This is a genomic window from Xylophilus sp. GOD-11R (assembly GCF_033546935.1).
Lineage (GTDB): Bacteria > Pseudomonadota > Gammaproteobacteria > Burkholderiales > Burkholderiaceae_C > Xylophilus.
Window position 1 is genome coordinate 3,390,070 of sequence record NZ_CP137854.1, and the last position, 24,897, is coordinate 3,414,966.

The following is a 24,897-nucleotide window of genomic DNA, read 5'->3' on the forward strand; positions in this document are numbered from 1 at the left end:
TGCTCAGTGCGGTGAACTGTCCTTACCCTCTCAGCCTCGACCCGCGAAGCGGGGCCATGGCTCTGGATCGACCCTTGTCCAAACTGTTGCCGCTAGAGCGTTCGAAGGCACATTCCCCAGGCCGAGCGAAGCAATGGCCCGACCGAGCTTCGAGCTCGTCTTCAAGGGTTTTTCTTTGGTGACTTTCTTTTGTCCCAACAAAAGAAAGTTACCGCGGGTCTGGGGGCGCGCAAGCCCCCAGCTCCACCCTCGGAAGAGAGAAGAAAAGAAAAAAGACAAGCTGACCTAGCAAAGTGCAAGCCCCCAGGCAAAGGCAAAGGCAAAGGCAAAGGCAAAGGCAAAGGCAAAGGCAAAGGCAAAGGCAAAGGCAAAGGCAAGGACTCAAGCCAACAAAGGCTCCACCCCCGAAGGAATCCGAGAAAGCGGAATCCTCAGCACCACCCGCGTGCCCCCGGCGCCGGATCGCACATCCAACTCCCCCCCCAGCTGCCGAGCCCGCGCCTGCATATTCCCGATCCCCCGCCCCGCCCGGTGCCGAACCGCATTGCTCCCCTGCCCGTCGTCGGAAACCTCCAACTCCAGACTGTCCCCGCTCTGCCGCAGATCCACCCGCACATTGCGCGCCTTGGCATGCTTGAGCACATTGGTCAGCGCCTCCTGCGCGATCCGCAGCAACTGCAGTGCCGACTGCCGCGACAGCCGAAACGCCGGCTCCGGCAGATCGACAGACCACCCCGGCGTCACCTGCGCGTCCTGCATCAGCGACTGCCAGCGAAACAGAAAATTGCCCAGCGCCGACTGAAAGTCATCCCCCGGCGCCAGCACCTCCAGCGCCAGCCGCATGTCGGCGATGCAGTCGCGCAGCATCTGCGCGATCTGCCCGTGCGTCATGTCCCCCCGCTCCACCCGCAGCAGCGAGGTGAACAGGCGCGACCCCAGCCCGTCGTGGATCTCCCGCATGATGAGTTCACGCTCCTGCGCCGCCGCGTTGCTGCGTTGCAGCTCGGCCATGCGCTCGTAGTTCTCGGCCAGAAACCGCTCGCGCTGCGCCACCCGGTCCTCGAGCGTCTCGTTGAGATCGGCCAGGCTGGTGTTGGCCCGCTCCATGCCCGAAAGCGCATCCAGAAACCGCGCCGTGAGCAGCCCGCCGAGCCCGAACAGCACCAGGTCGGCACCGAAATGCAGCAGAAAGATGCGCTGCCCCACCCACCAGCCCGGCAAGAAATGCGACAGCGCGCCGTTGTCCCAGGCGACCAGGTAGTCGTGCATGCCGGTCAGCACCGCCACCGCCAGCGTGGTCGGCATGATCACCGCGGCCACTGTGCGCTGGCGCCACACCGCCCAGCCGGCCAGCAGCAGGATGCCGATGCCGATCGGAATCAGCCCGGCCGACCACACACGGTTGACCGCCGCCTCGCCGTTAGGCCCCGCCCACAGCAACCACAGCGGGCCGGCGATCCAATACACCAGCAAGGCCCGCTCGGCCCAGGGCTTGTCCAGCCCGGCGAAACGCATCGCGAACATCGCCATCACCACGATGAAGCCGCCGGTCGCCCCGAGGTAGGTGATACGCCACAGAAACCAGCTGTCGGCCGGCATTCGCTCGATGACGAAGGTCAGGGTGCGCACGCCCCACAGGGCGCAGGCCAGGCCGAGCAGGCCGTAGAGCTTTTCGGTGCGGCGCCGCCAGTAGATGAACAGCACGAAACCCGCCATGAGCCAGCAGACCACGATGGTGACCTGCGGCAGGCTGCGAACCCAGAAGGTGCGGCGATCGGCCCGGGGGCGGATCTCGGCCTCCAGCCCCACCAGCACCCGGGGAAAATGGTGGATCGCGCCCGGCGGCACCGCGCCGGTGCGTATCGCCACCTGGTTCACCCCCGGCCGCAGCAATCCGGCCGGCAGCGTGACCAGGTGGGGCCGCTCCCAGCGCACCCGCAGCTCGGGCGTGCTCTCCGGCACGCTGCCGGCCAGCGCGCCGTTGACCCAGATCTCGCCGCCTTCGTAGAGAAAGGGCAGGCAGAGCGCCCACTGCACACGGGGGTCGACGTGGTCCGGCCCTTCGAATTCGCCGCGGTACCAGGTGCGTTGCGCGCCGGGCGCGCCGTCCTGCTCCAGCGCCTCGGGCAGGGTCACGGTGACCCAGGCCGCGTCGCCGCCGGCGTCGCCCGGCGGCAGCAGCTCGGCCGACTGGGTGCGCTGCATCTGTCGGAACTCGAAAGGCGCGCTCCAGGCACCGGCCGCCCCCAGGCACAGCGCGACCATGGCGAGCAGGCGCAGCAGCCGCGTTCGGGCGAAAGCGAGTGTCACAGCAGGCCCAGCTGCCCGGCTTCGTACACCGCCTCGCTGCGCGAATGCACGGCGAGCTTGCGGTAGATCTTCTTGACGTGGGCGACCACCGTGTGCGGCGAGATGTCGAGCAAGGTGCCGATGGTCTCGAAGGTGAAGCCCTTGGCGATCATGCGCAGCAACTCGCCCTCGCGCGGCGTAAGGGGCGAGCCCTCGCCCCGGGTGTCCGGGCCGGCGTCCGATACGGTGTCGCTCCCGGCGGTCACCTCCTGCGCTTCGGCCCGCGCCCGGGTTCGAAACCGCTCCAGCACCCGGCGGGCGATGCCCGGGCTGATCGGCGCGCCGCCCAGGCGCAGCTCGTGAATGCTGGTCACGATGCGTTCGGCCGACGCATCCTTCAGCAAATAGCCGCTGGCGCCCGCCTCGATCGACGACACCACATGGTTGTCGTCGGCAAACATGGTCACCACCAGCACGTCGCACCCAGGATGGTGGCGCGCAACGTGCTCGATGAGGGTCACGCCGTTCATGTCGGGCAGGCCCAGGTCGACCAGCAGCACGTCGGGCGGCTGCAGGTCGAGCATGCTCAGGCCGGCCTGGCCGGTGTTGACGGCACCGAGCAGGCTGAGCGAGGAATCGTTGAGCACCGCGTTGGAGAATCGGCGCATGAATTCCGGCTCGTCTTCGACGATCAGCACCGTGGTCGGCATCATTTCTCCGCAGGGGGATGACGGCTCATTTTGACATCGACTCACGCGAGCATCCAATACCGTCAAGACGCTATGGGTCGCCTGCGCGCCACTGCCGGAAGCGGCGTATCGTGCGCAGCTTCCACCCGGAGCGCACATGACGACCATCGACGAAACCTTGCGACGAGCCTTGTCCGTGACCGGAAAAGGCACCCTCTACTGGGCCGGCGCCGGCGGCCGCGACCCGGCAGCCGCCTCGCCTGCCGAGCCGCTGGCGGTGGGCCGCGAATGGCCGCGTCTGCCGCCCGACCAGCAGGCCACGCTGCGGCCCCTGGCCGAAGCCGCCGGCCTCGACGTGACCGACCCGGGCCTGGTGGTGCCGGCCTGCGACTGCTCCGGCTACGTCTGCTGGGCCATGGGCATCTCCCGCAAGGCCTCCGGCGCCAGCGGCGACGTGTGGATCAACACCGACAGCATCTGGCAGGACGCCCAGGGCGCCGGCCGGCAGTTCCAGGCCATCCCGCGGGCGACCGTCGGCTGCCTGGTGGTCTACCCCAAGGCCGGCAGCGGCGAGAGCTACGGCCACATCGGCCTGGTGACCGAGGTGGGCGCCGACGGCCAGGCTGCGCAGATCGCGCATTGCTCGGCGGTCAACTTCATGGAGCCACCGCACGACGCGATCGAGGTGAACGCGGGCGAGGCTTTCCGCCGCCAGCCCAAGACGATCTACGCACGCTTTCTCGGCATGCGGAGCTGAGCGCGATTCAGCAGGGCCGGTCGTCGCCACAGTCCTCGTTGCCCAGGGCGTCCAGGGCCATGATCAACGCCAGGTGCGACAGGCCCTGCGGCAGGTTGCCGGCGAAGGCGCCGTCGTGCGGATCGATCATCTCGGTGAAGACACCGACACCGTGGTCGAGCCCGGCCAGCGCGTGGCGCAGGGCGTGCTCGCCCCGGGTACGCTGGCCCAGCAGCACGCGGGCCTCCACCATCCAGAAGGTGCACGCCAGAAAACAGCCCTCTTCCACGTGCACGCCGCTGTAGCGGTAGTGAAACGCGCCGCTTCCCAGCTGGCGATCGATCGCGTCCAGCGTCTTGCCCAGGCGCTCCCGGCCGGGGTAGCCGAAACGCACCGCCATCGCCAGGGCGGCGTCGATCTGGTCCGAGCCCGGATACGCCAGATAGGACTGCAGCGCCGGGGACCAGCAGTTTTCTTCGATCCAGCGTTCGATGCGGTCGCGCTCGCGGCACCAGCGGTCGCGGCAGGTGGTGGGCAGCTGGCCGCCGTCGGCCAGTTCCACCGCCCGGGCCAGCGCCTGCCAGCAGCTGATCTTGGAGTTGGTGTAGTGCTGCGGCTCCGGCAGCTCCCAGATGCCCGAATCCTTCTGCCGCCAGCTGTCGGCGCACTGGTCGGCCAGCCGCGACAGCAGATGCGCGCTGGACGAATCCAGGATGTTGCCGCAATTCACGAAACGCGCCGCCGTCTCGAAGATGTCGCCGAACACGCCATGCTGCCGCTGCGTGGCGGCGTCGTTGCCGATCTGCACCGGTTGCGACCGGCGGTAGCCGGGCACGTCCACCGGGTGGGCCGTCTGCACCCGACCGCCTGCGAGCGTGAAGCACACCAGCGGGCCATGCTCTTCCAGCCGCTTGAGCAGCCAGGTGAAGGCGGCCTTGGCTTCGGCTTGCGCACCTGCCGCCAGAAAGGCCTTGACCGTGTAGCCCGCGTCGCGCACCCAGGCGAAACGGTAGTCGTAGTTCTTGGCGCCGCCCACGCCTTCGGGCAGCGACGTGGTGCCGGCCGCCGCGATCGCACCGGTGGGCGAATACAGCAGCAGCTTGAGCGCCAGCGCGCTGCGCAGAAACGCCGGGCGCCACTCGGTGCCGTGGCTCAGGCGCGATGCCCAGGTCTTCCACTCCTGGTCGGAAACCTCGATACGGTCGTCGATGTCCTGCACGCTCGGCACCACCAGCGGCTCGTCCTCCCCGGCGACGATGCCGACCACCTCGCGGCCGCCCGCGCGCACCGCGAAGCCGCCCTGCACGCCCTCGTCGGACCGCTCCACCCGCACGCCGTCGCTGTGCACGAACACGCCCAGCACACGGTCGACATGGAAGGTGGCGTGCGTGCCGATCTTCGATTGATACGGACTGACCGCGTTGGCCCGGCGCCCGAAGAGCAGTTGCAGATCGAACTCGACCTCGCCTTCGAGGCCTTCGACACGGCGGGCGAGTTCGGCCCAGGGCAGCCGCCCGGCGGTGCCGCTGTTGAGCGACTCGGTCATCCGTGCCCGGCCGCGCGACGTGGTGAACAAGGTCTCCAGGACGTTGCTGTCTTCTCGATAACGCTGTTCGGCGCTGAACTCGCCACGCGGCAGCAACTGAAAGAAGCCGCCGTCCTCCGGGTCGAGCAGGCGGTTGAAGAGCGGTGGCGAGTCGAGATTGGGCACGCACCACCAGTCGATCGATCCGTCCGCGCCCGACAACGCGATGGCGCGGCCGTCGCCCAGCACGCCGTAGCGCTCCAGCGGCAGGTATCCGTCGGTGCGTACGACGGGTCGGAGGAATGCTTCGGAATTCACCAGGGCACGGTCGTTCATCTGCTTGGGTTCCAAAAAAAGCGGGCGCCCGTATAGGCGACATGCGTCGATGTTTGGCGCAAAGCCCGGTACGCGGGCGTGGGGCGAGGGCATGCACCGCCGTAGTCCGACGACAACAGCGTCCGGCCGCAAAAGTCCGGCCGCCTGCGCGTGCAGGCGTCCTACGCGGATCGTCGGCATCGCGCCGATAAGCGGGGACTCACCGGTCTTTCAGCATGCGGCGTCATCCATTCATTCGAGGAAATCTCCATGCTCATCGACCCGCGCGAAGCCGGCGCCAAGCCACCGTTTCCCCAGAAAAAACAACCGGTGCCCGGCAGACAGGCCGCCATGGATCCGCCTTCCGACTGTGGCGAGACCAGCTACCGCGGCTCGGGCCGCCTGGCCGGACGCAAGGCGCTGATCACCGGCGGCGACTCCGGCATCGGCCGGGCGGTCGCCATCGCCTTCGCCCGCGAAGGCGCCGACGTGGTGATCAGCTATCTCGACGAAACCGAGGACGCCGCCTCCACGGCCGCGCTGGTGCGCGACGCCGGCCGCAAGTGCATCGCCATCGCTGGCGATATCCGCGAGGAGGCGCACTGCCAGTCGCTGGTCAGGACCACGATCGACGAGCTCGGCGGCATCGACATCCTGGTGAACAACGCGGCCTACCAGATGACGCGCCAGAGCATCGTCGACGTGCCGAGCGAGGAGTTCGACCGCATCTTCCGCACCAACGTCTACGCCACGTTCTTTCTGTGCAAGGCCGCGGTGCCCCATTTGCCGCCGGGCTCGTCGATCATCAACACGGTATCGGTGAACTCCGACAAACCCAGCCCGCACCTGGTGGCCTACGCCGCCACCAAGGGAGCGCTGCAGAACCTCACCGGCGGACTGTCGCAATCGCTCGCGTCCCAGGGCATCCGCGTGAACTGCGTGGCCCCGGGCCCGATCTGGACACCGCTGATCCCCGCCACGATGGAACAGGAAGAGGTGACCAACTTCGGCAAGCAGGTGCCGCTGGAGCGGCCCGGCCAACCGGTCGAAGTGGCTCCCGCCTACGTGATGCTGGCCTCGGGCGAGGCTTCGTTCATTTCCGGCGCGACGATCGCGGTGACGGGTGGGGTGCCGATGATCTGAAAGCTGGGTGAGCCTCAGGGTCCGCTTGCATCCGACGGATGCGGCCGACCGCCCCCGCGGCCACTGCCTTCCCGATCCACGTTCGGAGGTTGCTGTCCGCTGTGGCCGTCCCCCTCCTTTTCCGTCACCTCGTCGTCCTCCTCCTTTGCATCGGCCATCGCTTCGGGCTCCAGTTCCTCGGCCGCGCGGTTGAGGTACACGAACGCGCCCCACGCGCCGAGCAGCAGCGCGGTAGCGCCCAGCAGGGAAGCCGCATAGGGCAGCTGGGCGGCGTCCTCGTGCAGTGCCTGGAAAGTGGCCACGAGGCCTTCCACCGCCAGCGCGACGATCACCACCACGAAGAACCGTGACAGGTAACGCCGCACCCGGGTGGGCGCACTGATGTCGGCCTCGCGGATGACTTCCTCTTCCACGATGGTCTCGGCCATCTGCAGCGCCACGACCGCCGCGGCGAGCAGGCCGATGGCTTCGATGATGGTCTGCGCAGCCGACTCGTCCCAGCCGGCCGACACCGCGGTCCAGCCGACATGGCCGGCGATGATGACCAGCACCAGGGAGGCGCAGGCGAACAGCAGGGCCATCAGGCCGTGCATCAGGGAGAACAGACGCATCATCAATTTCACACGGAGCCTTTGAAGACAAGTTCGTGGGTAAAGGGGGCGGCCAGCGTAACGCGGCTCGGCGGCCCGTCTTGTGCGACGGCGCCTCGTGATCGCTCCATCCCGGTTCGACGACGTCGGGCGCCGCTGCCCAGGCCGATCAGCCGGGTCGGCCCGGCGTTCCCGGCTGCCGCTCGGCCTCGGCGGGGCGCACCGGCATCACCGCCATGACGGTGGCCACCGCCATCAGCCCCGCGGCGAAACAATAGATCGTCAGCGCCGGCCAGATCGGCAGCAGCAGTCCCGCCACCAGCGGGCCGGCTCCTGCGCCGATGTCGCGCCAGAGCGAGCGCGCCACCAGCGCCTGCACCCGGTCGGGGCCGGGGAAACGCTGGCCGACGATCACCGGCAGCAGCGGCAGCTGCAGCGCGCGCAGCGACAGGATGGCGAGCGCACCACTCACCAGCCAGCCGGCGCCGAAGGCCACCAGCCCCAGGGCCGTGCACAGGCTCAGCACCAGCAGCATGCGTTCGGCGCCCCAGCGGGTGGCGGCATGGCCGCCGGCCGGACTGAGCACGATCTCGGTCACGTAGCGGGCCGACATCAGCAGCGCGGCGGCCAGCAGCGGCGACTCCAGGCCGGAGGCCCGGGCCAGGTAGGTGAGGCCGATGAGGAACACGCCGTCGAGCACCATGCCTTCGACGAAGGCCCAGGCGTCCAGGCCGGTCGGCAGGGTGAAGCGGCGGATCGGCGGCAGTGCGAACCGCCGCGCCTGCACCGGAATGGCGCGCGATGCGAGCAGGCCGCATAGTGCGCCGATCGCCGCCACGAAGAAGATGGCGCGCGGGCCGGCCATCAGCGTGACCCAGGCTCCCAGCGGCAGCGCCACCATCGGCCCGAGCGCGGTCAACGCGCGCGAGATGCCCGCCCGCCGCGCCGCGCCGAGCGGCTCTTCCACGGCCAAGGCCTGCGTGGACAAATTGAACGCACCGAAACACAGCCCCCACACCAGCCGCGCGCCGATGAGCAGCCACATGCCCGACAAGGTACCGTAGACCAGGCAACACGCCGACGCCGCGACCAGCGCCCCGGTGAGCGTGGGCCGATCGCCCCGCTCGGCATAGAACCGGGCGACCCAGCCGTACCCCGCGATGCGTACCAGCCGGTTGGCCGCCAGCAGCAGCCCGACCTCCGGCAGGGTCAGCCCGAAATCCGAGGCGTACAGCGGCAGCAGCAGGTACAGCAGCGCGTCGCCCGGCGCGCCGGCGGTCATGGCCAGGGCGGCCATCGCCGAGCGGCGGTCGGCCTCCGGATGGGCCGATGTCCTCATGCGGACCGGCACCGGCAATCGCGCTGCGCCACCGACGGCAGCGCGGAAATCAGGCGAAACAAGTCGGGCACCGGCAACTGCGTCATGGTCAGGCCACTTTACCGGATTAGTGAAAAAATGTGGCCGATTTCTTGCTTTGCTCGCTCAGACGCTCCTACAACGCCCCAAAATTGGTAAGGCCAATTCAAGGAAACGAGTAACACGTGATCGAGCAACTCAAACAAATCGACAGCCGCCGCCTCTACCAGCGAATCGCCGACCAGATCCGCGGGCTGATCGACAGCGGCCGCTACGTGCCCGGCGCGCGCCTGCCGCCCGAGCGTGATCTGGCGGTGCAGCTCGGCGTGTCGCGGCCCTCGGTGCGCGAGGCGCTGATCGCGCTGGAGCTCGAAGGCAGCGTCGAGGTGCGCATGGGCGCCGGGGTGTACGTGTGCACGTCGCCGGGCGACAAGCCGCTGTCCACCGCCGCCATGGGCGAAAGCCCCACCGAGCTGATGCAGGCGCGCGTGGTGCTGGAAGGCACCGTCGTGATGATGGCCTGCGCCCGCTGCACGCCCGAGGCCCTGGCCGGGCTGCGCGTCTCCATCGAGGGCATGCGGGCCGCCGTGTCGGAGCGCGTCGCGCCGCTGCACTTCGACCGCCAGTTCCACGTCGGCATCGCCGCGATGACCGGCAACACGGTGCTGGCACGGCTGGTGGGCGACCTGTTCGACGAACGCCAGAAGGGCGCGATCTCCTCGCAGATCAGCGAGCGCGCCGAGAGCCCGCAGACCTGGACCGAGGCGGTGGAAGAACACGAGGCCGTGCTGCGCGCGCTGGAAGCCCGCGACGCGCTGGCTGCCCACACCGCCATGTGCCGCCACCTGAGCGCATCGCAACACCGCTGGACCGAACGCGGACGCCAGGAATGGTCCTGAAAGCCAACGCTCCCAAGGAGATCGAACTGAACGCCGCCGACACCTCTTCGCTCGACCTCGCCACCCCGCGCCAGGGCCGCTTCTTCGCACGTTCGCGCGGCTGGGCCCGGGAGCGCACCCAGTTCGTGGTGCTCATGCTGATTCCGCCGGTCGTGCTGCTGGTCGGGCTGATCGCCCTGCCCTTTCTCATCGGCCTGGGCGTGAGCTTCACCGACTACATGCTGTCGAACCCGCCGGCGCGCTTTTCCGGCTTCACCAACTACCAGGACCTCTTGCGCGCGGGCGAGTTCTGGCAGGCGCTGCGGCTCACGTTGTTGTTCACCGTGGTGGCGGTGGCGATCCAGACCGCCCTCGGCGTGGGCCTGGCCGTGCTGCTGCACGCCGAAACCCGCCACGTGCCCATGCTGCGCATGCTCTACCTGCTGCCCATGGCCGTCACCCCGGTGGCCGCCACCTTCACTTTCCGCATGATGTTCAACCCGAGCCTGGGCGTGCTGAACTACCTGCTGGGCCTGGTCGGTCTGCCACCGCAGGACTGGCTGGGCAACGGCGACCTGGCGCTGATCTCGCTGCTGCTGGTCGACACCTGGCAGCACACGCCTTTCATCTTGCTGATCGTGGGCGGCGGCCTGGCCTCGCTGCCGGCGGAGCCCTTCGAGGCCGCCCGCATCGACGGCGCCAGCGCCTGGCAGACCTTCACCCTCATCACCCTGCCGCTGCTCAAGCCCTTCCTGGCCATCGCCGTGCTGTTCCGCGCGATCGACGCCTTCAAGACCTTCGACATCATCTTCGTGCTCACCGCCGGCGGCCCCGGCACCTCGACGACCACGCTCAACGTGTACGCCTACAAGCAGGCGATCGAGTTCGTGTCGCTCGGCTACGGCGCGGCCATCGCCATCGTGATGATGCTGATCGTGACCATCGCCGCCATGCTGTTCCTGCGGCGCACCCGCCTGCTGAGCGTCGCCTGACGCGCCCGAAGAAAGAGGCCCGCGCATGCTCGTCACCATCCTCCGCCGCACCGTGCTCTGGGGCTTCGCCGCCTGGTGCGTGTTCCCCATCTACTGGCTGCTCAACACCTCGCTGAAGACCACCGTGGACGCCATCGCCCGGCCGCCCACCTTCGTCTTCACGCCCACGCTGGGCAACTACACCCAGGTCATGGCCGACCCCAAGGTGCACGCCTTTCTGAGCAACAGCCTGATCGTGGCGCTGGGCACCGTGGCCGCCGGCCTGCTGATCGGCGCGCCCGCCGCCTATGTGCTGGCCCGCCACCGCTTCCGCGCCAGCAGCGGCATCGCCTTCTGGATCCTCGCGACACGTTTCACCCCACCGATCGCGATGCTCATTCCCTTCTTCGTGGTCTTCTACAAGGCCGGGCTGCTGGGCACCCACCTGGGCCTGGTCATCGCGCACACCGGACTCAACCTGGCGATGATCGTGTGGATCATGCGGGGCTTCTTCCAGGACCTGCCGCGCGACCTGGAGGAAGCCGCCTTCATCGACGGCGCCAGCCACTTCCAGGCCTTCACCAAGGTCATCCTGCCGCTGGCCTGGCCGGGCATCGCGGCGGTCGCCATCCTCACCTTTCTCTCGTCGTGGAACGAGTTCCTGTTCTCGATGGTGCTCGGCGGCTCCGACATGATGACCGTGCCCGTCGGCATCTACGCCTACATCGGCTTCGAGCAGATCGAGTGGGGCAATCTTTCCGCCGCCGCGATGCTGATGCTCGCCCCGGTCATCGCCTTCATCCTGCTCTTCCAGCGCCAGTTGATCCGCGGGCTCACGCTCGGCGCGGTGAAGTAGGCCACGCCCCGCTTTCGAATCGCCCACTCGCCCATCCGCTTATTCCACGAGGACTTCCATGAGCCAGCACCCGTTCACCCGCCGCAGCTTCACCGCCTCCCTGATCGCCGGTGCCACCGGCTTCGGCGCCGCTTCGGCCCGCGCCCAGACCGACGTGAAGGCGCAGTACACCGGCGCCGACATGGACTGGAAGCAGGCCACCGGCCAGACCATCGTGGTGGGCGGCGCCAACCACCCCTGGTCCAACGCGCTGCTGCCGCTGCTGCCGCAGTTCACCGAGCTCACCGGCATCAAGGTGACGACCGACTTCCGCTCCGAGACCGAGTTCCTGACCGCCCTGCCGATCAAGCTCGCCGGCGGCAGCCCCAACCCCGACGTGTTCATGTACCTCTCCTACGGCCAGGGCATCAACGCCGGCTGGCTGGAGCCGCTCAACGCCTACTACGGCGACAAGAACCTCGTCGACATGGCCTGGTACGACGAGGCCGACCTGCTCAAGACCGCGCGCGAATACCCGGTCTGGCACAACAAGGAACGCTACGCCTTCGCCATCACCTCCGAGGCGCAGACCATGTTCTACAACACGCAGATGCTGCAGGCCAAGGGCCTGGCCGTGCCGCAGACCTTCGATGAACTCCTCGCCGCCACCCGCGCCATGAAGGCCGGCACCACCTCGGGCATCGCCATGCGGGCCAAGGCTGCCGGCAACGCACTGTTCCCGCTGACCGGCTTCATCTTTTCGCACGGCGGCCAGCTCATGGAGAACGGGCGCGTGGTCTTCGACTCGCCCGAGGCCGTGGCCGGCGTCGAGATGTTCACCCGCCTGCTGCGCGAGAACGGCCCGGTCGGCGTCAGCAACTACGACTGGTACGAGGCGCTCGGCGACTTCATGCAGGGCGCCACCGCCAGCAGCTCCGACAGCAGCAATTTCGCCACCGACATCGCCAATCCGCAGAAGAGCAAGGTCGCGGCCCAGACCACCTTCGCCCTGTTCCCGCACCTGCCGGGCAAGAAGTCGCTGCCCAACATGTCGCACTGGCAGGCCGCCATCAACGCCAAGTCCAAGGCCAAGAAGGCGTCGTTCCTGTTCATGGCCTGGGCCACCAGCAAGCCGACCGCGCTGCAGATGGCGGCCCAGGGCCTGGCCACCACCCGCGTCTCGGCCTGGTCGAGCGACGCCTTCAAGAAAGCCTTCGGCGCGCAGGCCGCCGAAGCCGCGCTCGGCAACCTGCAGGCCGCCGACGCCGACCTGGCCAAGCGCGCCCGCTTCCATCCACAGGCGCCGCAGATCCTCAACGCCCTGGCCATCGGCATGAGTGAAACGCTGACCGGCGCCGACAAGGCCCAGGTGGCGCTCACCCGCGCCGCCGCCAAGGCCAACGCCGCCATCCGCACCTGAGGACCGCCGCTCCATGACCGAGCTGTTCCGCCTCACCGCCACCGCGCTGGTCGAAGGCTACGCCCGCGGCGACTTCTCCCCGGTCGATGCCACCGAGGCCTGCCTGCGCCGCATCGCGCAGGTCGACCCGGTGCTCAACGCCTTCGTGCTGGTCGATGCAGAACGCGCCCTGGCCGATGCCCGCGCTTCCGAAGCCCGCTGGGCCGCCGGCCGGCCGCAGGGCCTGGTCGACGGCGTGCCGACCACCATAAAAGACCTCTACGCCACCCGCGGCTGGCCCACGCTCAAGGGTTCGCGCACCGTCGACCGCGACCAGCCCTGGGACACCGACGCCCCGGCCGTCGCCCGCCTGCGCGAGCACGGCGCGGTGCTGCTCGGCAAGACCACCACCACCGAGTTCGGCCACAAGGGCGTAGGCGACAGTCCGCTCACCGGCATCACCCGCAACCCCTGGAACACCGGCCGCACGCCGGGCGGCTCCAGCTGCGGCGCGGCGGTGGCGGCCGCTGCCTGCATGGCACCGCTCAACCTCGGCGGCGACGGCGGCGGCTCCATCCGCATCCCGGCCTCGTTCTCCGGCGTGTTCGGCATCAAGCCCGGCTACGGCCGGGTGCCGAGCGCGCCGGCCGGCATGATCGGATCGATGTCGGCATCCGGCCCGCTGGCGCGCAGCGTCGCCGACGCGGCCGCCCTGCTGCAGGTGATCTGCGGCGACGATCCGCGCGACTGGATGACCCTGCCCGAGCCGGCGATGGACCTGTCCGGCGCGCTGGAGCGCGGTGTGCGTGGTCTGCGCATCGCCCATGCGCCCACCTTCGGCGACGCGCCGGTCGACCCCGACGTGGCCCGTGCCGTCGACGCGGCCGCCGAGCGTTTTCGGGAACTCGGCGCGCAGGTCGACACCATCGCGTTCGACCTGCCCGGCGCCCACGAGGTCTACTACGCGATCAACTCGGTCGCCTTCGCCCACACCCTGGCGCAGGTCGACGAAGCCCGCCGCCCCTGGATGGACCAGGGCCTGCGCGTGCTGGCCGCCGACGGCGCGCGCATTTCGGCAGTCGACTACGCCACGGCACTGCACCAGGGCCGCGCCCGCATCGGCGCTGCCATGCGCGCCCTGCACATGCGCTATGACCTGCTCCTCACGCCGGCAGTGCCCACGGTGGCCTTCGATGTCGGCCTGGACTTTCCCGGCGACCGGGGCGGCCAATGGCGCGCCGACTGGACGCCCTTCGCCTTCCCCTTCAACCTCACCAGCCAGCCGGCGTGCTCGATTCCCTGCGGACTCGACCACGACGGCATGCCGATCGGCCTGCAGATCGTCGGCCGCCGCCGCGAGGAAGCCCTGGTGCTGGCCGCCGCCCGCGCCTTCGAGCGCGCCCACCCGTGGCACCTGCCGGCTTTCGACTTCTTAGCCCCCGCCGCACCCGGCGCCCGCACACCGCCGGCGCCCGTTCCCCTCACCTCCTAGGAAAACCATGGCCCAGGTTTCGATCCGAAACGTCGTCAAGCAGTACGACACCTACCAGGCGGTGCGCGGCGTCGACCTCGACATCCAGGCCGGCGAATTCCTGGTGCTGGTCGGGCCCTCGGGCTGCGGCAAGTCGACCATGCTGCGCATGATCGCGGGTCTGGAGGACATCAGCTCGGGCGAGCTGCTCATCGGCGGCCGGGTCGTCAACGACGTGGCCCCGCGCGACCGCGACATCGCCATGGTGTTCCAGAACTACGCGCTCTATCCGCACATGACGGTCTACGACAACATGGCCTTCGGACTGCAGCTGCGCAAGCTGCCCAAGGCCGAGATCGAGCCCCGGGTGCAGAACGCCGCGAAGATCCTCGACCTCACGGCCCTGCTGCAGCGCAAGCCGCGCGCGCTCTCCGGCGGCCAGCGCCAGCGTGTCGCCATGGGCCGCTCCATCGTGCGCGACGCCAAGGTGTTCCTGTTCGACGAGCCGCTGTCCAACCTCGACGCCAAGCTGCGGGTGCACATGCGCACCGAGATCAAGAAGATCCACCAGACGGTGCGCACCACCACCATCTACGTCACCCACGACCAGGTCGAGGCCATGACCCTGGCCGACCGGGTGGTGGTGATGAACCACGGCGTGATCGAGCAGGTCGGCACGCCGCAGGAACTCTACCGCCACCCGGTCAACCGCTTCGTCGCGGGCTTCATCGGATCGCCCGCCATGAACTTCCTGGCTTGCGGCCTGCAAGCCGCCGGCGACGGCCTGGACCTCTGCCTGCCCGACGGCCAGCGCCTGCGCCTGCCGGCAGCGCGTGCGCACCGCCACGCCGGAGCCGTCGGCATGGCGCTCGAACTCGGCCTGCGACCGGAGCACCTCACCCACGAATCCGAGCCCACGCGCGGCAACTGCGTACCGCTGTCGGCCACCGTGGAAGTGGTGGAGCCGCTCGGCTCCGAAACCCTGCTGCACGCCCGTGTCGGCGACACCCTGCTCACCGCGCGGGTCGGCGCCGACCTGGAACTCACGCCCGGCCAGACCGTGCGCCTGGCGGCCAACCTCGACCAGATGCACCTCATCTCCGTCGAGACCGGCCGGGTGCTCTGACGGGCCAGGCGAGCCGCCGCAGTCTTCGCTCAGTACCCGCGCGTGCGGTCCACCGCGCCCACCGCGGGCTCGCCCCGCGCGAGCCGCTCCAGGTTTTCCAGCACCGCCGCCACCGCCGTATCGGGCTGCGTCGAGCTGGCGATATGCGGCGTGATGCGCACCTTGGGGTGGCGCCACAGCGGATGCTCCGGCGGCAGCGGCTCCGGCTCGGTCACGTCGAGAAAAGCCCAGCGCAGATGATCGCCGTCGAGCCGGCGCAGCAGTGCCTGCTGGTCGAGATGGCCCCCGCGCCCGGTCTGCACCAGCGACGCACCGCGTGGCAACGCGCCGAGCAGCTCGTCGCTCAGAATGCCCCGCGTCTCGGGCGTCAGCGGCAGCAGGCAGACCAGGATGTCGGTACGCGCCAGGAAGGCCGGCAGACTCTCCTGCCCGGCAAAACACTGAACGCCCACGATCGACTTGGCCGAACGGCTCCACGCAGCGCAGTCGTAGCCGAACAGCCCGAGCCGCGACAGCACCGCCTGCGCCAGCTGCCCGGCGCCGAGCACGCCCACACGTACCTCGCCGGCGAGCGGCGCCACCATCGGCTGCCAGCGCCCCGCCGCCTGCGCCGCGTCGTAGGCGGCAAAACCCCGATGGATGCTCAGCACCGCATGGGTCACGTACTCCACCATGCGCTCGGCGATGGCCGGCTCGATCATGCGCACGATCGGCACATGCGCCGGCACATCGGCGAAGTCGATCTGGTCGACCCCCGCGCCGACCGAGAACACCGCCTGCAACTGCGGAAAGCGCTCCGCCAGCCGCTCCGGCGGCACCCAGGTCGCGAGGTAGCGCACCCTCGATTCGTCGCCGATGTCCGGCCAGATGCGAAAGTCGATGTGCGGCGCACGCTCCGCGAAGAGCTCGGCCCAGCGCGCGCCGCGCACCGGGTCGGCCTTGTAGACGAAGGTCATCGGCTCGGTGCCTGATGCGGTGCTCGGCTGCTTCATCGCCTCAATCGTCCATCCTGACCTTGGCGGCGATCTGCCGCAGCGATGCCAGGTTGGTACGCAGGCGCTCGTCGTAGGCCGGCCCTGGCAGGTAGGCCGGCTCCGAGCCGGTGGCGCGGATGGCGGCCGCCACCTGCGGATCGGCCTGAATCTTCGCGAACGCCTGGCGCAGCACGGCGATACGCTCCGGCGCCGTCTTGGCATTGACCGCGATGCCTTCGAACGACGACGCCACCGCTGCGGGATAACCCAGCGTCTTGATCGACTCCACGTTCGGCAGGTCCGATGCCTTCTGCTCGGTGCTGATGAACAGGCCGGTCACGGTGCCGGCCAGGATGTTGGTCTTGGCCGATGCGGCGGTGACGATGGCCACATCCACCTCGCCGGCCATGGCCGCCACCATCTCCTTGGAGCCGCTGTCGTAGGGAATGTGGCGCAGCTTCACGTCGAGTGCCTGCGACAGCTGCTCCACGTAGAAATGGCTCAGCGTGCGCAGACCCCAGCTGCCCACGGTGACGGTGTCCGGCTTCTCGCGCGCTTCCTTCAGGAAGGCGTCGAAACTGGCGAAACGGCCCGGCTTGGTCACCAGCACCATCTGGTTCATCAGCACCTGCGAGATGGCGGTCACGTCCTCGATGGCGTAGGCGGGCTTCGGTCCGGCGGTGAGCGCCGTACCCAGGTTGGTCGAGCCGGCCGCGAGGATGCGGTAGCCGTCCTTGGTCGCCATGGCGTAATTGCTGCCGATGACCGCCGCCGCACCCGGCCGGTTGACGATGACCACCGGCGTGTTCAGGGCCTCCGACAGCCTGGGCGCCAGCACCCGCACGAAGGCGTCGGTCGAGCCGCCCGGTCCGTAGGGCACCACGAACTCGATCTGGCGGCTCGGATAGTCCTGCGCCTGCGCCGACAGCGCCATGGCGCAGGCCACGGCCGCGACGAACTTCAAGGTCGAACGAAAAACAGCTCCAGTCAACATGCGAACACTCCCTGTGTTTTGAAATCGGATCGCGGCCCCATGGCTGCTCAATAAAGAATGCTGGGCTTGAGCGCGGCCCGGTCGACCAGGCGCTCATAGGCGAAAGGCGTCATGTCGATCGACGAACGTCCGTCGAGCATCAACTCGGCCAGGCAATGGCCAGCGCCCATTGACGAGCTGAAACCGTGCCCGCTGAAACCGGTGCTCAGGAACAGGCCCGGCAACCGCGCCACCGGGGAGATCACCGGTACGCCGTCGGGTGTGTTGTCGATCACACCGCCCCAGGCGGAGCGCACCGACGCCGGTGACACGCCCGCGATGCTGCGCGCCGCATCGCGATAAGCGGCGTGCACCAGGGCCATGTCGGGCGCCGGATCCAGCACCCGCTGACGGGTGAACGGCGACGCCCCTAGATGGAAATAGCGGAACTCGCTCCAGGCCTGCGCGAAGAACTCCCGGCCGAAAGACACCCGCACCTTGGCATTGCGGGCGCGGTAGAGCTCCTTGAACTTCATGCCGTAGCGCAGGGTATCGGGCACCAGCTTCATGGTGCCGCGCCCGCTCTTGGCCATGACCACGCTGCCGTCGTCGCGCGGGCGCATCGAGAACTCCGGCGCGCGCACGGGCGGTGCACCGCCGGTGTCGAAACCCATTGCCGCCGAGGCTGACGAATGCACCCGCAATATCGGCAGCGCGATACCGTGCTTGCGGCAGAACAGCGACGACCATGCGCCACCGGCCACCAGCACCTGGCGGGCGCGTACCTCGCCTTTTTCGGTGCGCACGCCGCTGACCCGGCCACCTTCGGTCAGCAGCTCCTCCACCGCGCAGTGTTGATAGATGCGCACGCCGCGCTGCAACAAGTGGCTGGCCAGTGCGGGAATGGCGCGCGAGGGTTCGGCATAACCGTCGGTTTCGGTGCGGATGCCACCGATCCACGGTCGGCCCTGCCAGGCGTGGGTGGCGTTGGCTTCGGCCGCCGACAGCATGCGCGCCGGCACGCCCTGCGGCAGCGCGCTGTCGAGCCAGCGCTGCCAGGTCTGCATCTCGCCGGCTTGATCGGTCACGAACACCACGCCGGTCTCGCGGAACCCCACGTCGACGCCGGTCGTGGCCTGCAAGTTGCGCCACAAGTCCACGCTCAGCCGGGCCAGCGGCAGTTCGCGTGCGTCGCGGCCCAGGGTGCGGCACCAGCCCCAATTGCGGCTGCTTTGCTCAGCCGCCACCCGCCCCTTTTCGAAAACCGCCACTGACACGCCACGTAGCGACAAGGCATGCGCCGCTGCGATGCCGGCAGCGCCCCCGCCCACGATGGCCACGTCGACCTCCGCTGGCAGCGGCTGGGCCGAGGTCTGGATTTCGAGAAGGCAATGGTGCATGGCGCGTCGCTTGAGTGTCTTGACGCCATGCTAGGAAGATGACCGCCGCGTGACCAATTGTTTTATAACCAGACCCCATGCACGATTGATATGGGCTCGCCGCGATGCTGAATTTCCGCCAGGTCGAGGCCTTCCGCGCCGTCATGCTCTCGGGCTCCATGACGCAGGCCGCACGCGACCTCAACACCACCCAGCCCAACGTCAGCCGCGTCATCGCGCAACTCGAGAAACGCATCGGCCTGCGGCTGTTCGAGCGCATCGCCGGCAAGCTCGCGCCCACCCGCGAAGGCGAGATCTTCTTTCGCGACGTGGAGCGTGCCTTCTCCGGCCTGCGCGGACTCGAGCAATCGGCCGCCACGCTCGGCCGGCGCGGCGCCGGCCACCTGCGGCTGGCCGCCGTTCCGTCGTTCGCGCTGGTGCTGGTGCCACGGGCGATGCGATCGTTCGCCGAGCGGTTTCCGGACGTGACCGTTTCGCTGCATGCGACCGATTCGGTGTCGGTCTGCCAGGCCGTGGCCTCCGGCCAGGCGGATGTGGGCGTGGCCTCGGAGGTGTTCAGCAGCCCCGGCATCGGCTACCGGGTGGCGCACGAGGCGCGCGCGGTTTGCCTCGTGCCGGCCGGCCATCGGCTGGCCGGGGGCAGCGGCCCGCTGCGGCCGGACGACCTGGCCGACGAGCCCTTCATCACCTTGTCGCCGCAGGACTCGATCCGCAAGAAGATCGACGCTGCCTTCGCCGAAGGCGGTGACCGTCGCCGCATGGCGCACGAATCGCCTTTTTCTGCCGCCATCTGCCAGATGGTGGCCCTCGGCATGGGCGTGAGCATCGCCAACCCCTCGGTCGCCAGCGCCTTCGCCCATCTGCCGATCGTGCAGCGGGAGTTTCTGCCGGAGATCGTGTTCCCGACCTACCTCGTCTGGCAGCCGGGTGCGCCGGCCAGCCTGCTGGCCAGGGAGTTCTCGGAGGTGTTCATGCAGACAGCGCAATCCTCGCCCAGCCCGCCGTCGCGGCGCTAGCATCCGGCTCCCGACCACTTCGGAGCACGGACATGACGGCACGCAGGAACACCATCTGCCTCTGGTACGACGGAGGCGCCCTCGACGCGGCGAGCTTCTACGCCGCCACCTTCGCCGACAGCGAGGTGCTGGCGGTGCACCACGCTCCGGGCGACTACCCGGCCGGCAAGGAGGGAGACGTGCTCACCGTGGAGTTCACCGTGCTCGGCATACCCTGCCTGGGTCTCAATGGCGGTCCGCAGTTTCGGCAGACCGAGGCTTTCTCTTTTCAAGTCGCCACCGACGATCAGGCGGAGACCGATCGGCTGTGGGACGCCATCGTCGGCAACGGGGGGCAGGAGAGCGCTTGCGGGTGGTGCAAGGACAAGTGGGGAGTGTCGTGGCAGATCACGCCTCGTGCTCTCACGGATGCCATTGCGGATCCTGATCGGGCTGCTGCCAAGCGGGCTTTCGACGCGATGATGGCGATGGGCAAGATTGACATCGCCGGGATTGAAGCGGCTCGGGCTGGGGGCTGATGGCGAGGCGCTCCGCTCTATCGTTTGTTCATTTTTCTTTGCTTTGTCGGCTGTGTGGTTCTTTTTGAAGTGCTGCTCGTGCCAGTGGGTGGAGCTGGGGGCTTGCGCCACCCTCAAGCTCCACTTTTACGAACAGTAGAGGAAGAGCAACAAAACCACCCCCCATCCCAAAGGCAAAGCTGGATCCCCCCTCGACCAGAAGCATCACCCCACCAAAAAACACCCCACTCTGCAGCAAAAACTCAGATCAAATCGAATCGATAACCGCAGAGATCGCCCGCCCGCAATCCTCGCGATTGAGGCTTCCCCCCAGACAGATCCGCAAGCCTTCCGGCGGCAGGCGATCGGTGCAGAAGGCGTTACCGGCGACGGCCGCCACGCCCAGCTCCCGCAGCCGAGCGGCGAGATCGCTCGCCCGACTGCTGCCGTCCGCGCTCTCCGGCAGCGGCAACCACGCATGAAACCCCTGCGGATGCGTTCGCACCCCATGCCCCACCAGCTTGTGCGCCAACAAGCTGCTCCGCCACCGGCACTCGGCCCGAATCGCATCCAGCACTTCGCCCGCCAGGCCCGACTCCAGCCATGCGGACACCATGAGATTGATCAACGGCGAAGCCATCACCGTGGTAGCCCGCATGGCCCCCGCCACCCGCTGGCAGGCGGTCGCGCTCGGCGCCAGCACGTAGGCGGTGCGCACGCCGGCGCCTAACCACTTCGACATGCCGCTCACGTAGTAGGTGAGCTCGGGCGCGAAGTCCGCCAGTGCCGGTGGAATGGCCGCGGGCAACATGCCATACGCATCGTCTTCGATGATCGGCACGTTGAAGCGCAAGGCGATGTCGGCGATCCGCTCGCGTCGCGCCATCGGCAGCGTCGCGCACATCGGGTTGTGCAGATTGGGGCAGAGATAAAGCGCCCCCACCGGCGTGCTCTTGCAGGCCGACTCGAACTCGTCGGGCAGCAGGCCGTCCTCGTCCATCGAGATCGGATGTAGCTGCGTCCCCAGCTGCGCCGCGATGGCCTTCAGCCCCGGATACACCATGGCTTCCACGCACAGGCTCTGCCCCGGCTTGACCAGCATCGACACCAGCCCCAGCAGCACGCTGTGGATGCCGGGCGCCACCAGCGTCCGATCGGCCCGGGCATCGGGCACCCATTGCGCCAGCCAGCGCGCACCGAGCTCCCGGTCGCGCAGCGTGCCGCCGAAGTCCTGGTAGCGCATCAGGTCGTGCATCGCCGCCGCGCCCATCACCTCAGCGGCGGTCTCCTTCATGCGCTGCATGGCGGGATGGCCGTCGATCTCGGGCGGCATGTTCATCGTCATCTCGGCGCCGGTGCCGGCCCGCAGCGGCAGGCCGAGGAAGGATCCGCGCACGTACGAGCCAAGGCCCGGCCGTGAGGCGATCAGGCCCCGCTCCCGCGCCTCGGCGAACCCCCGCACCACCGTCGTGTAGTTGAGCTGCAGCATGCCGGCGAGCTCGCGCAGCGGCGGCAGGCGCTCGCGCGGCGCTAGGCGGCCCTGGCGCAGGTCTTCGGCGATGAGGTCCGGGATCAGCTGGTAGGCCGGCAGCGCACTGTTCTTCAGGCGACTCGCCCAGTGGGTGAATGGCATCGCCGCAGTGTGCCCGTTGCGCCGGCTGATTGCATCGGTTTCCCGGGAGAACGCGGCGCCAACGCGGTGCACGCGCGCCATTGATCGAGTGCATTGATCGCATCGCCCGCGCCGCCGCTTTGGTGCGCGGCCGACATGCACGGTTTTCCCGCACCGGCCAGTGGCACGCGCTGACCGGGGCCTCCGTCGCTCTTTGGTCGGGCATTGATCGGGCGCCGCGCGAGCCGCGTGGCACATCTGTCGCAAAGGAGAAGACGCCCGGCAGCCACGCCGGCGACGTTTTCTCCTCACCACCTCACAAGGAACCACCATGCCCAAGGTCACCCAACCCGCCCATCAGAAAGGCGATTTCCTGGTCGACTACGAAGAGAAGGTCTTCGAGGACGTGCAGGCCGACCCCGGCGAGAAGGCGCTGGTCACCTTCCACACCGTGGCCTTCGAAGGCTCGATCGGCCTGGTCAACCTGCTGCAGGCAACCCGGCTGCAGCGCAAGGGCTTCGAGACCTCGGTGCTGCTCTACGGCCCGGGCGTGACGCTGGGCGTGCAGCGCGGCTTTCCCACGCTGGGCGACGAGGCGTTTCCGGGCGCGCAGAACTTCAACAACCAGATCACCAAGTTCATGTCCGAAGGCGGCAAGGTGTACTGCTGCCGCTTCGCGCTGCAGGCGCTCTACGGCCACGGCGAAGGCTCGCTGATCCCGGGCATCAAGCCGATCAATCCGCTGGACGTGCTGGACATCGTGCTGCTGCACCGCAAGGCCGGCGCCTTCATCCTCGATACCTGGACACTCTGATGGCTCGCCCTCAGGCTTGCTCACTTCGTGAAGCCGCCACCCCCCTGCCGGGGGCGGCACTGGCAGTCCGGCAAAGCCGGCCCTGCGGTGCCCCCGGGATGGGGCGTGGCGGGTTGGGGGCCTTGCGCCTTGCCACTGCTCGTCGGGGGGGCGCATGAACCACCGCACCGTGCGCGCCGCCGCCGCGCAGATCGCCCCCGACCTGGAAAGCGCCGACGGCACGCTGGCCAAGGTGCTGGAGACGATGCGCGACGCGGCCCGGCAGGGGGTGGAGCTGATCGTCTTTCCCGAGACCTTCGTGCCCTACTACCCCTACTTCTCCTTCGTGCTGCCGCCGGTGCTGCAGGGCCAGGACCACCTGCTGCTGATGGAGCGCGCGCCGACGGTGCCCGGGCCGGTCACCGACGCCGTGGGCGCGGCCGCGCGGGAGCACGGCATGGTGGTGGTGCTGGGGGTCAACGAGCGCGACCACGGCAGTCTCTACAACACCCAGATCGTGTTCGACGCCGACGGCCGGCTGGTGCAGAAGCGCCGCAAGATCACGCCCACCTACCACGAGCGCATGGTCTGGGGCCAGGGCGACGGCGCGGGGCTCTGCGCGGTCGACACCCGGGCCGGGCGGGTCGGCGCGCTGGCCTGCTGGGAGCACTACAACCCGCTGGCGCGCTACGCGCTCATGGCCGACCACGAGGAGATCCACTGCGCGCAGTTCCCCGGCTCGCTAGTGGGGCAGATCTTCGGCGACCAGATGGGCGTGACGATCCGCCACCACGCGCTGGAATCCGGCTGCTTCGTGGTGAACGCCACCGGCTGGCTGCACGACGAACAGATCCGCTCGGTCACGCCCGACGAAAAACTGCAGGGCGCCCTGCGCGGCGGCTGCCACGCGGCCATCGTGTCGCCCGAAGGCAAGTACCTCGCCGGCCCGCTCACCGAGGGCGAAGGCCTGGTGGTGGCCGACCTCGACATGAAGCTGATCGCCAAGCGCAAGCGAATGATGGATTCGGTCGGCCACTACGCGCGGCCCGAGCTGCTGAGCCTGGCGATCAGCCGCGAACCGAACCGCACCACCCGCCCGATGGCGGCACCGCCGGCCATCGAACCGGTCGAGGCAAGCGCGCCTGTTCCACCCGAGAAGGAGTTCACATGAACGCGATCGTCGACCTGGATTCTCCGGCGCAGCACGAGGCCGCCCGTGCGCTGATGACCGAGCTGCAGTCGCACGGCCTGCGGCTGGTGGACCCCGACGCCGGCGCCGCCAGCCGGCGCGGCGGCGCCGGGCCGTCGGACCACAAGGCGGTGACGGTGGACGGCATCACCCTGATGGTGCCGGTGCACACCGCGCCTTCGTACCGTTCGCCCTTCGTGGCCGACGCCCCGGGGCCGGACGGCCGCGCCCTGCTGCGCCGCGACACCATTCCCATCGCCAGCATCGCGTTTCCCAAGCAGCCGAAGTTCTACGGACGCAGCACGGCCGAGGGCGTGCCCTATTCGCAGATCGCCACGCTGCACGGCGCCGACGTGCTGGCCACCACCGTGCTGCAGACCTGCATCCGCTACGAGAGCCGGCGCAAGGCCTGCAAGTTCTGCGCGATCGGCCAGTCGCTGGCGGCCGGCCGCACTATCGAGCGCAAGACGCCCGCGCAGCTCGCCGAAGTGGCCAAGGCCGCGGTAGAGCTCGACGGCGTACGCCACATGGTGATGACCACCGGCACGCCACCCACCCGCGACCGGGGCGCGGCCATCCTCGCCGAGAGCGCCCAAGCGATCCGCGCCGCCGTCAACCTGCCGCTGCAGGCCCAGTGCGAGCCGCCCGACACCGACGCCTGGTTCCGCCGCATGAAGGACGCCGGTGTGGACACCCTGGGCATGCACCTGGAAGTGATCGACGAAGCGCTGCGCCGCCGCATCCTGCCCGGCAAGGCCGAGGTGCCGATGAGCCGCTACTGGGACGCCTTCGGCGCGGCGGTGGAGGTGTTCGGGCGCGGCCAGGTCAGCACCTACCTGCTGGCCGGCCTGGGCGATGCGCCGGAACTCATCTTGTCGACCAGCCGCCGCCTGCTCGACCTGGGCGTCTACCCCTTCGTCGTGCCCTTCGTGCCGATCAGCGGCACGCCGCTGGAAGACCAGCCCGCGCCCAGCGCCGACTTCATGCGTTCGGTGCTGGAGCCGCTCGGCCGCATGGCCGCCGACGCCGGCATCCGCGCCACCGACATCAAGGCCGGCTGCGGCAAGTGCGCTGCCTGCTCCACCCTGTCGCGCTACGAGACGCCGCTGGCGGCCTGAC

Annotated in this window: 21 protein-coding genes and 1 pseudogene; 13 read left to right on the top strand and 9 right to left on the bottom strand. The window is 68.9% G+C overall.

Annotated elements, in window-relative coordinates:
* Positions 1–381 precede the first annotated feature (381 nt).
* Both R9X41_RS15715 and R9X41_RS15720 read right to left on the bottom strand, forming a co-directional pair.
* Positions 382–2,310 (bottom strand): sensor histidine kinase, encoded by a 1,929-nt coding sequence (locus R9X41_RS15715; RefSeq protein ID WP_318631380.1) that lies wholly within the window; start codon positions 2,308–2,310, stop codon positions 382–384.
* The gene (locus tag R9X41_RS15720) at positions 2,307–3,002 is read right to left on the bottom strand and encodes a response regulator (protein ID WP_318631381.1); all 696 of its coding nucleotides are present in this window, start codon (positions 3,000–3,002) and stop codon (positions 2,307–2,309) included. Before R9X41_RS15720 ends, R9X41_RS15715 begins: the two co-directional genes overlap by 4 nt.
* 133 nt (positions 3,003–3,135) lie before the next feature.
* On the opposite strand from R9X41_RS15720, the gene R9X41_RS15725 reads away from it, so the two are divergent.
* Positions 3,136–3,735: a CHAP domain-containing protein gene (locus R9X41_RS15725; protein WP_318631382.1), complete on the top strand. Its 600-nt coding sequence runs from the start codon at positions 3,136–3,138 to the stop codon at positions 3,733–3,735.
* Positions 3,736–3,742: 7 nt separating this feature from the next.
* Here the strand turns inward: R9X41_RS15725 and R9X41_RS15730 are convergent, their stop codons facing one another.
* Positions 3,743–5,575, bottom strand: coding sequence for a glycoside hydrolase family 15 protein (locus tag R9X41_RS15730; protein WP_318631383.1), 1,833 nt, complete (start codon positions 5,573–5,575; stop codon positions 3,743–3,745).
* A 249-nt stretch (positions 5,576–5,824) separates the two neighbouring features.
* On the opposite strand from R9X41_RS15730, the gene R9X41_RS15735 reads away from it, so the two are divergent.
* Positions 5,825–6,697, top strand: a complete 873-nt coding sequence (locus tag R9X41_RS15735) for an SDR family oxidoreductase (RefSeq protein WP_318631384.1) — start codon at positions 5,825–5,827, stop codon at positions 6,695–6,697.
* 125 nt (positions 6,698–6,822) lie between these two features.
* Here the strand turns inward: R9X41_RS15735 and R9X41_RS15740 are convergent.
* Positions 6,823–7,320, bottom strand: a pseudogene (locus tag R9X41_RS15740) (hypothetical protein); the annotation flags it as partial.
* Between the two features lie 136 nt (positions 7,321–7,456).
* The gene (locus R9X41_RS15745) at positions 7,457–8,626 is read right to left on the bottom strand and encodes an MFS transporter (protein ID WP_318631385.1); all 1,170 of its coding nucleotides are present in this window, start codon (positions 8,624–8,626) and stop codon (positions 7,457–7,459) included.
* Between the two features lie 203 nt (positions 8,627–8,829).
* On the opposite strand from R9X41_RS15745, the gene R9X41_RS15750 reads away from it, so the two are divergent.
* Genes R9X41_RS15750 through R9X41_RS15775 form a run of 6 tightly spaced genes read left to right on the top strand, consistent with a single transcriptional unit; the run spans position 8,830 to position 15,324 of the window.
* Positions 8,830–9,543 (top strand): FadR/GntR family transcriptional regulator, encoded by a 714-nt coding sequence (locus tag R9X41_RS15750; protein WP_318631386.1) that lies wholly within the window; start codon positions 8,830–8,832, stop codon positions 9,541–9,543.
* Positions 9,534–10,514, top strand: a complete 981-nt coding sequence (locus tag R9X41_RS15755) for a carbohydrate ABC transporter permease (protein WP_318631387.1) — start codon at positions 9,534–9,536, stop codon at positions 10,512–10,514. Before R9X41_RS15750 ends, R9X41_RS15755 begins: the two co-directional genes overlap by 10 nt.
* Positions 10,515–10,539: 25 nt before the next feature.
* Positions 10,540–11,349 carry a carbohydrate ABC transporter permease gene (locus R9X41_RS15760; protein WP_318631388.1) on the top strand — a complete coding sequence of 270 codons (810 nt, stop codon included), beginning with the start codon at positions 10,540–10,542 and terminating at the stop codon, positions 11,347–11,349.
* Between the two features lie 58 nt (positions 11,350–11,407).
* Positions 11,408–12,748 (top strand): ABC transporter substrate-binding protein, encoded by a 1,341-nt coding sequence (locus R9X41_RS15765; RefSeq protein WP_318631389.1) that lies wholly within the window; start codon positions 11,408–11,410, stop codon positions 12,746–12,748.
* A 13-nt stretch (positions 12,749–12,761) separates the two neighbouring features.
* On the top strand, positions 12,762–14,219 hold the full coding sequence (locus R9X41_RS15770) for an amidase (RefSeq protein WP_318631390.1): 1,458 nt from the start codon (positions 12,762–12,764) through the stop codon (positions 14,217–14,219).
* A gap of 7 nt (positions 14,220–14,226) precedes the next feature.
* Positions 14,227–15,324 carry an ABC transporter ATP-binding protein gene (locus R9X41_RS15775; protein ID WP_318631391.1) on the top strand — a complete coding sequence of 366 codons (1,098 nt, stop codon included), beginning with the start codon at positions 14,227–14,229 and terminating at the stop codon, positions 15,322–15,324.
* A 29-nt stretch (positions 15,325–15,353) separates the two neighbouring features.
* Here the strand turns inward: R9X41_RS15775 and R9X41_RS15780 are convergent, their stop codons facing one another.
* The 3 genes from R9X41_RS15780 to R9X41_RS15790 are packed head-to-tail and all read right to left on the bottom strand — an operon-like array spanning position 15,354 to position 18,671.
* Positions 15,354–16,280, bottom strand: coding sequence for a 2-hydroxyacid dehydrogenase (locus R9X41_RS15780; RefSeq protein WP_318635253.1), 927 nt, complete (start codon positions 16,278–16,280; stop codon positions 15,354–15,356).
* Between the two features lie 40 nt (positions 16,281–16,320).
* Positions 16,321–17,292 (bottom strand): Bug family tripartite tricarboxylate transporter substrate binding protein, encoded by a 972-nt coding sequence (locus R9X41_RS15785; protein ID WP_318631392.1) that lies wholly within the window; start codon positions 17,290–17,292, stop codon positions 16,321–16,323.
* Positions 17,293–17,339: 47 nt separating this feature from the next.
* On the bottom strand, positions 17,340–18,671 hold the full coding sequence (locus tag R9X41_RS15790) for an NAD(P)/FAD-dependent oxidoreductase (RefSeq protein ID WP_318631393.1): 1,332 nt from the start codon (positions 18,669–18,671) through the stop codon (positions 17,340–17,342).
* 104 nt (positions 18,672–18,775) lie between these two features.
* Between R9X41_RS15790 and R9X41_RS15795 the strand changes: the two genes are divergently transcribed.
* Both R9X41_RS15795 and R9X41_RS15800 read left to right on the top strand, forming a co-directional pair.
* The gene (locus R9X41_RS15795; RefSeq protein WP_318631394.1) at positions 18,776–19,687 is read left to right on the top strand and encodes a LysR substrate-binding domain-containing protein; all 912 of its coding nucleotides are present in this window, start codon (positions 18,776–18,778) and stop codon (positions 19,685–19,687) included.
* Between the two features lie 32 nt (positions 19,688–19,719).
* Complete coding sequence (locus R9X41_RS15800; protein WP_318631395.1) at positions 19,720–20,205, top strand: VOC family protein; 486 nt, start codon at positions 19,720–19,722, stop codon at positions 20,203–20,205.
* A 247-nt stretch (positions 20,206–20,452) separates the two neighbouring features.
* On the opposite strand, the gene R9X41_RS15805 is transcribed toward R9X41_RS15800, so the two are convergent.
* Positions 20,453–21,898: an aminotransferase-like domain-containing protein gene (locus R9X41_RS15805; RefSeq protein WP_318631396.1), complete on the bottom strand. Its 1,446-nt coding sequence runs from the start codon at positions 21,896–21,898 to the stop codon at positions 20,453–20,455.
* 229 nt (positions 21,899–22,127) lie between these two features.
* On the opposite strand from R9X41_RS15805, the gene R9X41_RS15810 reads away from it, so the two are divergent.
* The 3 genes from R9X41_RS15810 to R9X41_RS15820 all read left to right on the top strand — a co-directional run bounded on the left by R9X41_RS15810 (position 22,128) and on the right by R9X41_RS15820 (position 24,896).
* Positions 22,128–22,610: an MSMEG_0572/Sll0783 family nitrogen starvation response protein gene (locus R9X41_RS15810; RefSeq protein ID WP_318631397.1), complete on the top strand. Its 483-nt coding sequence runs from the start codon at positions 22,128–22,130 to the stop codon at positions 22,608–22,610.
* 154 nt (positions 22,611–22,764) lie between these two features.
* Complete coding sequence (locus tag R9X41_RS15815) at positions 22,765–23,760, top strand: Nit6803 family nitrilase (RefSeq protein ID WP_318631398.1); 996 nt, start codon at positions 22,765–22,767, stop codon at positions 23,758–23,760.
* Between the two features lie 53 nt (positions 23,761–23,813).
* A complete protein-coding gene (locus tag R9X41_RS15820; protein WP_318635254.1) occupies positions 23,814–24,896 on the top strand; it encodes an MSMEG_0568 family radical SAM protein in 1,083 nt (360 codons plus the stop codon).
* Position 24,897 lies beyond the last annotated feature (1 nt).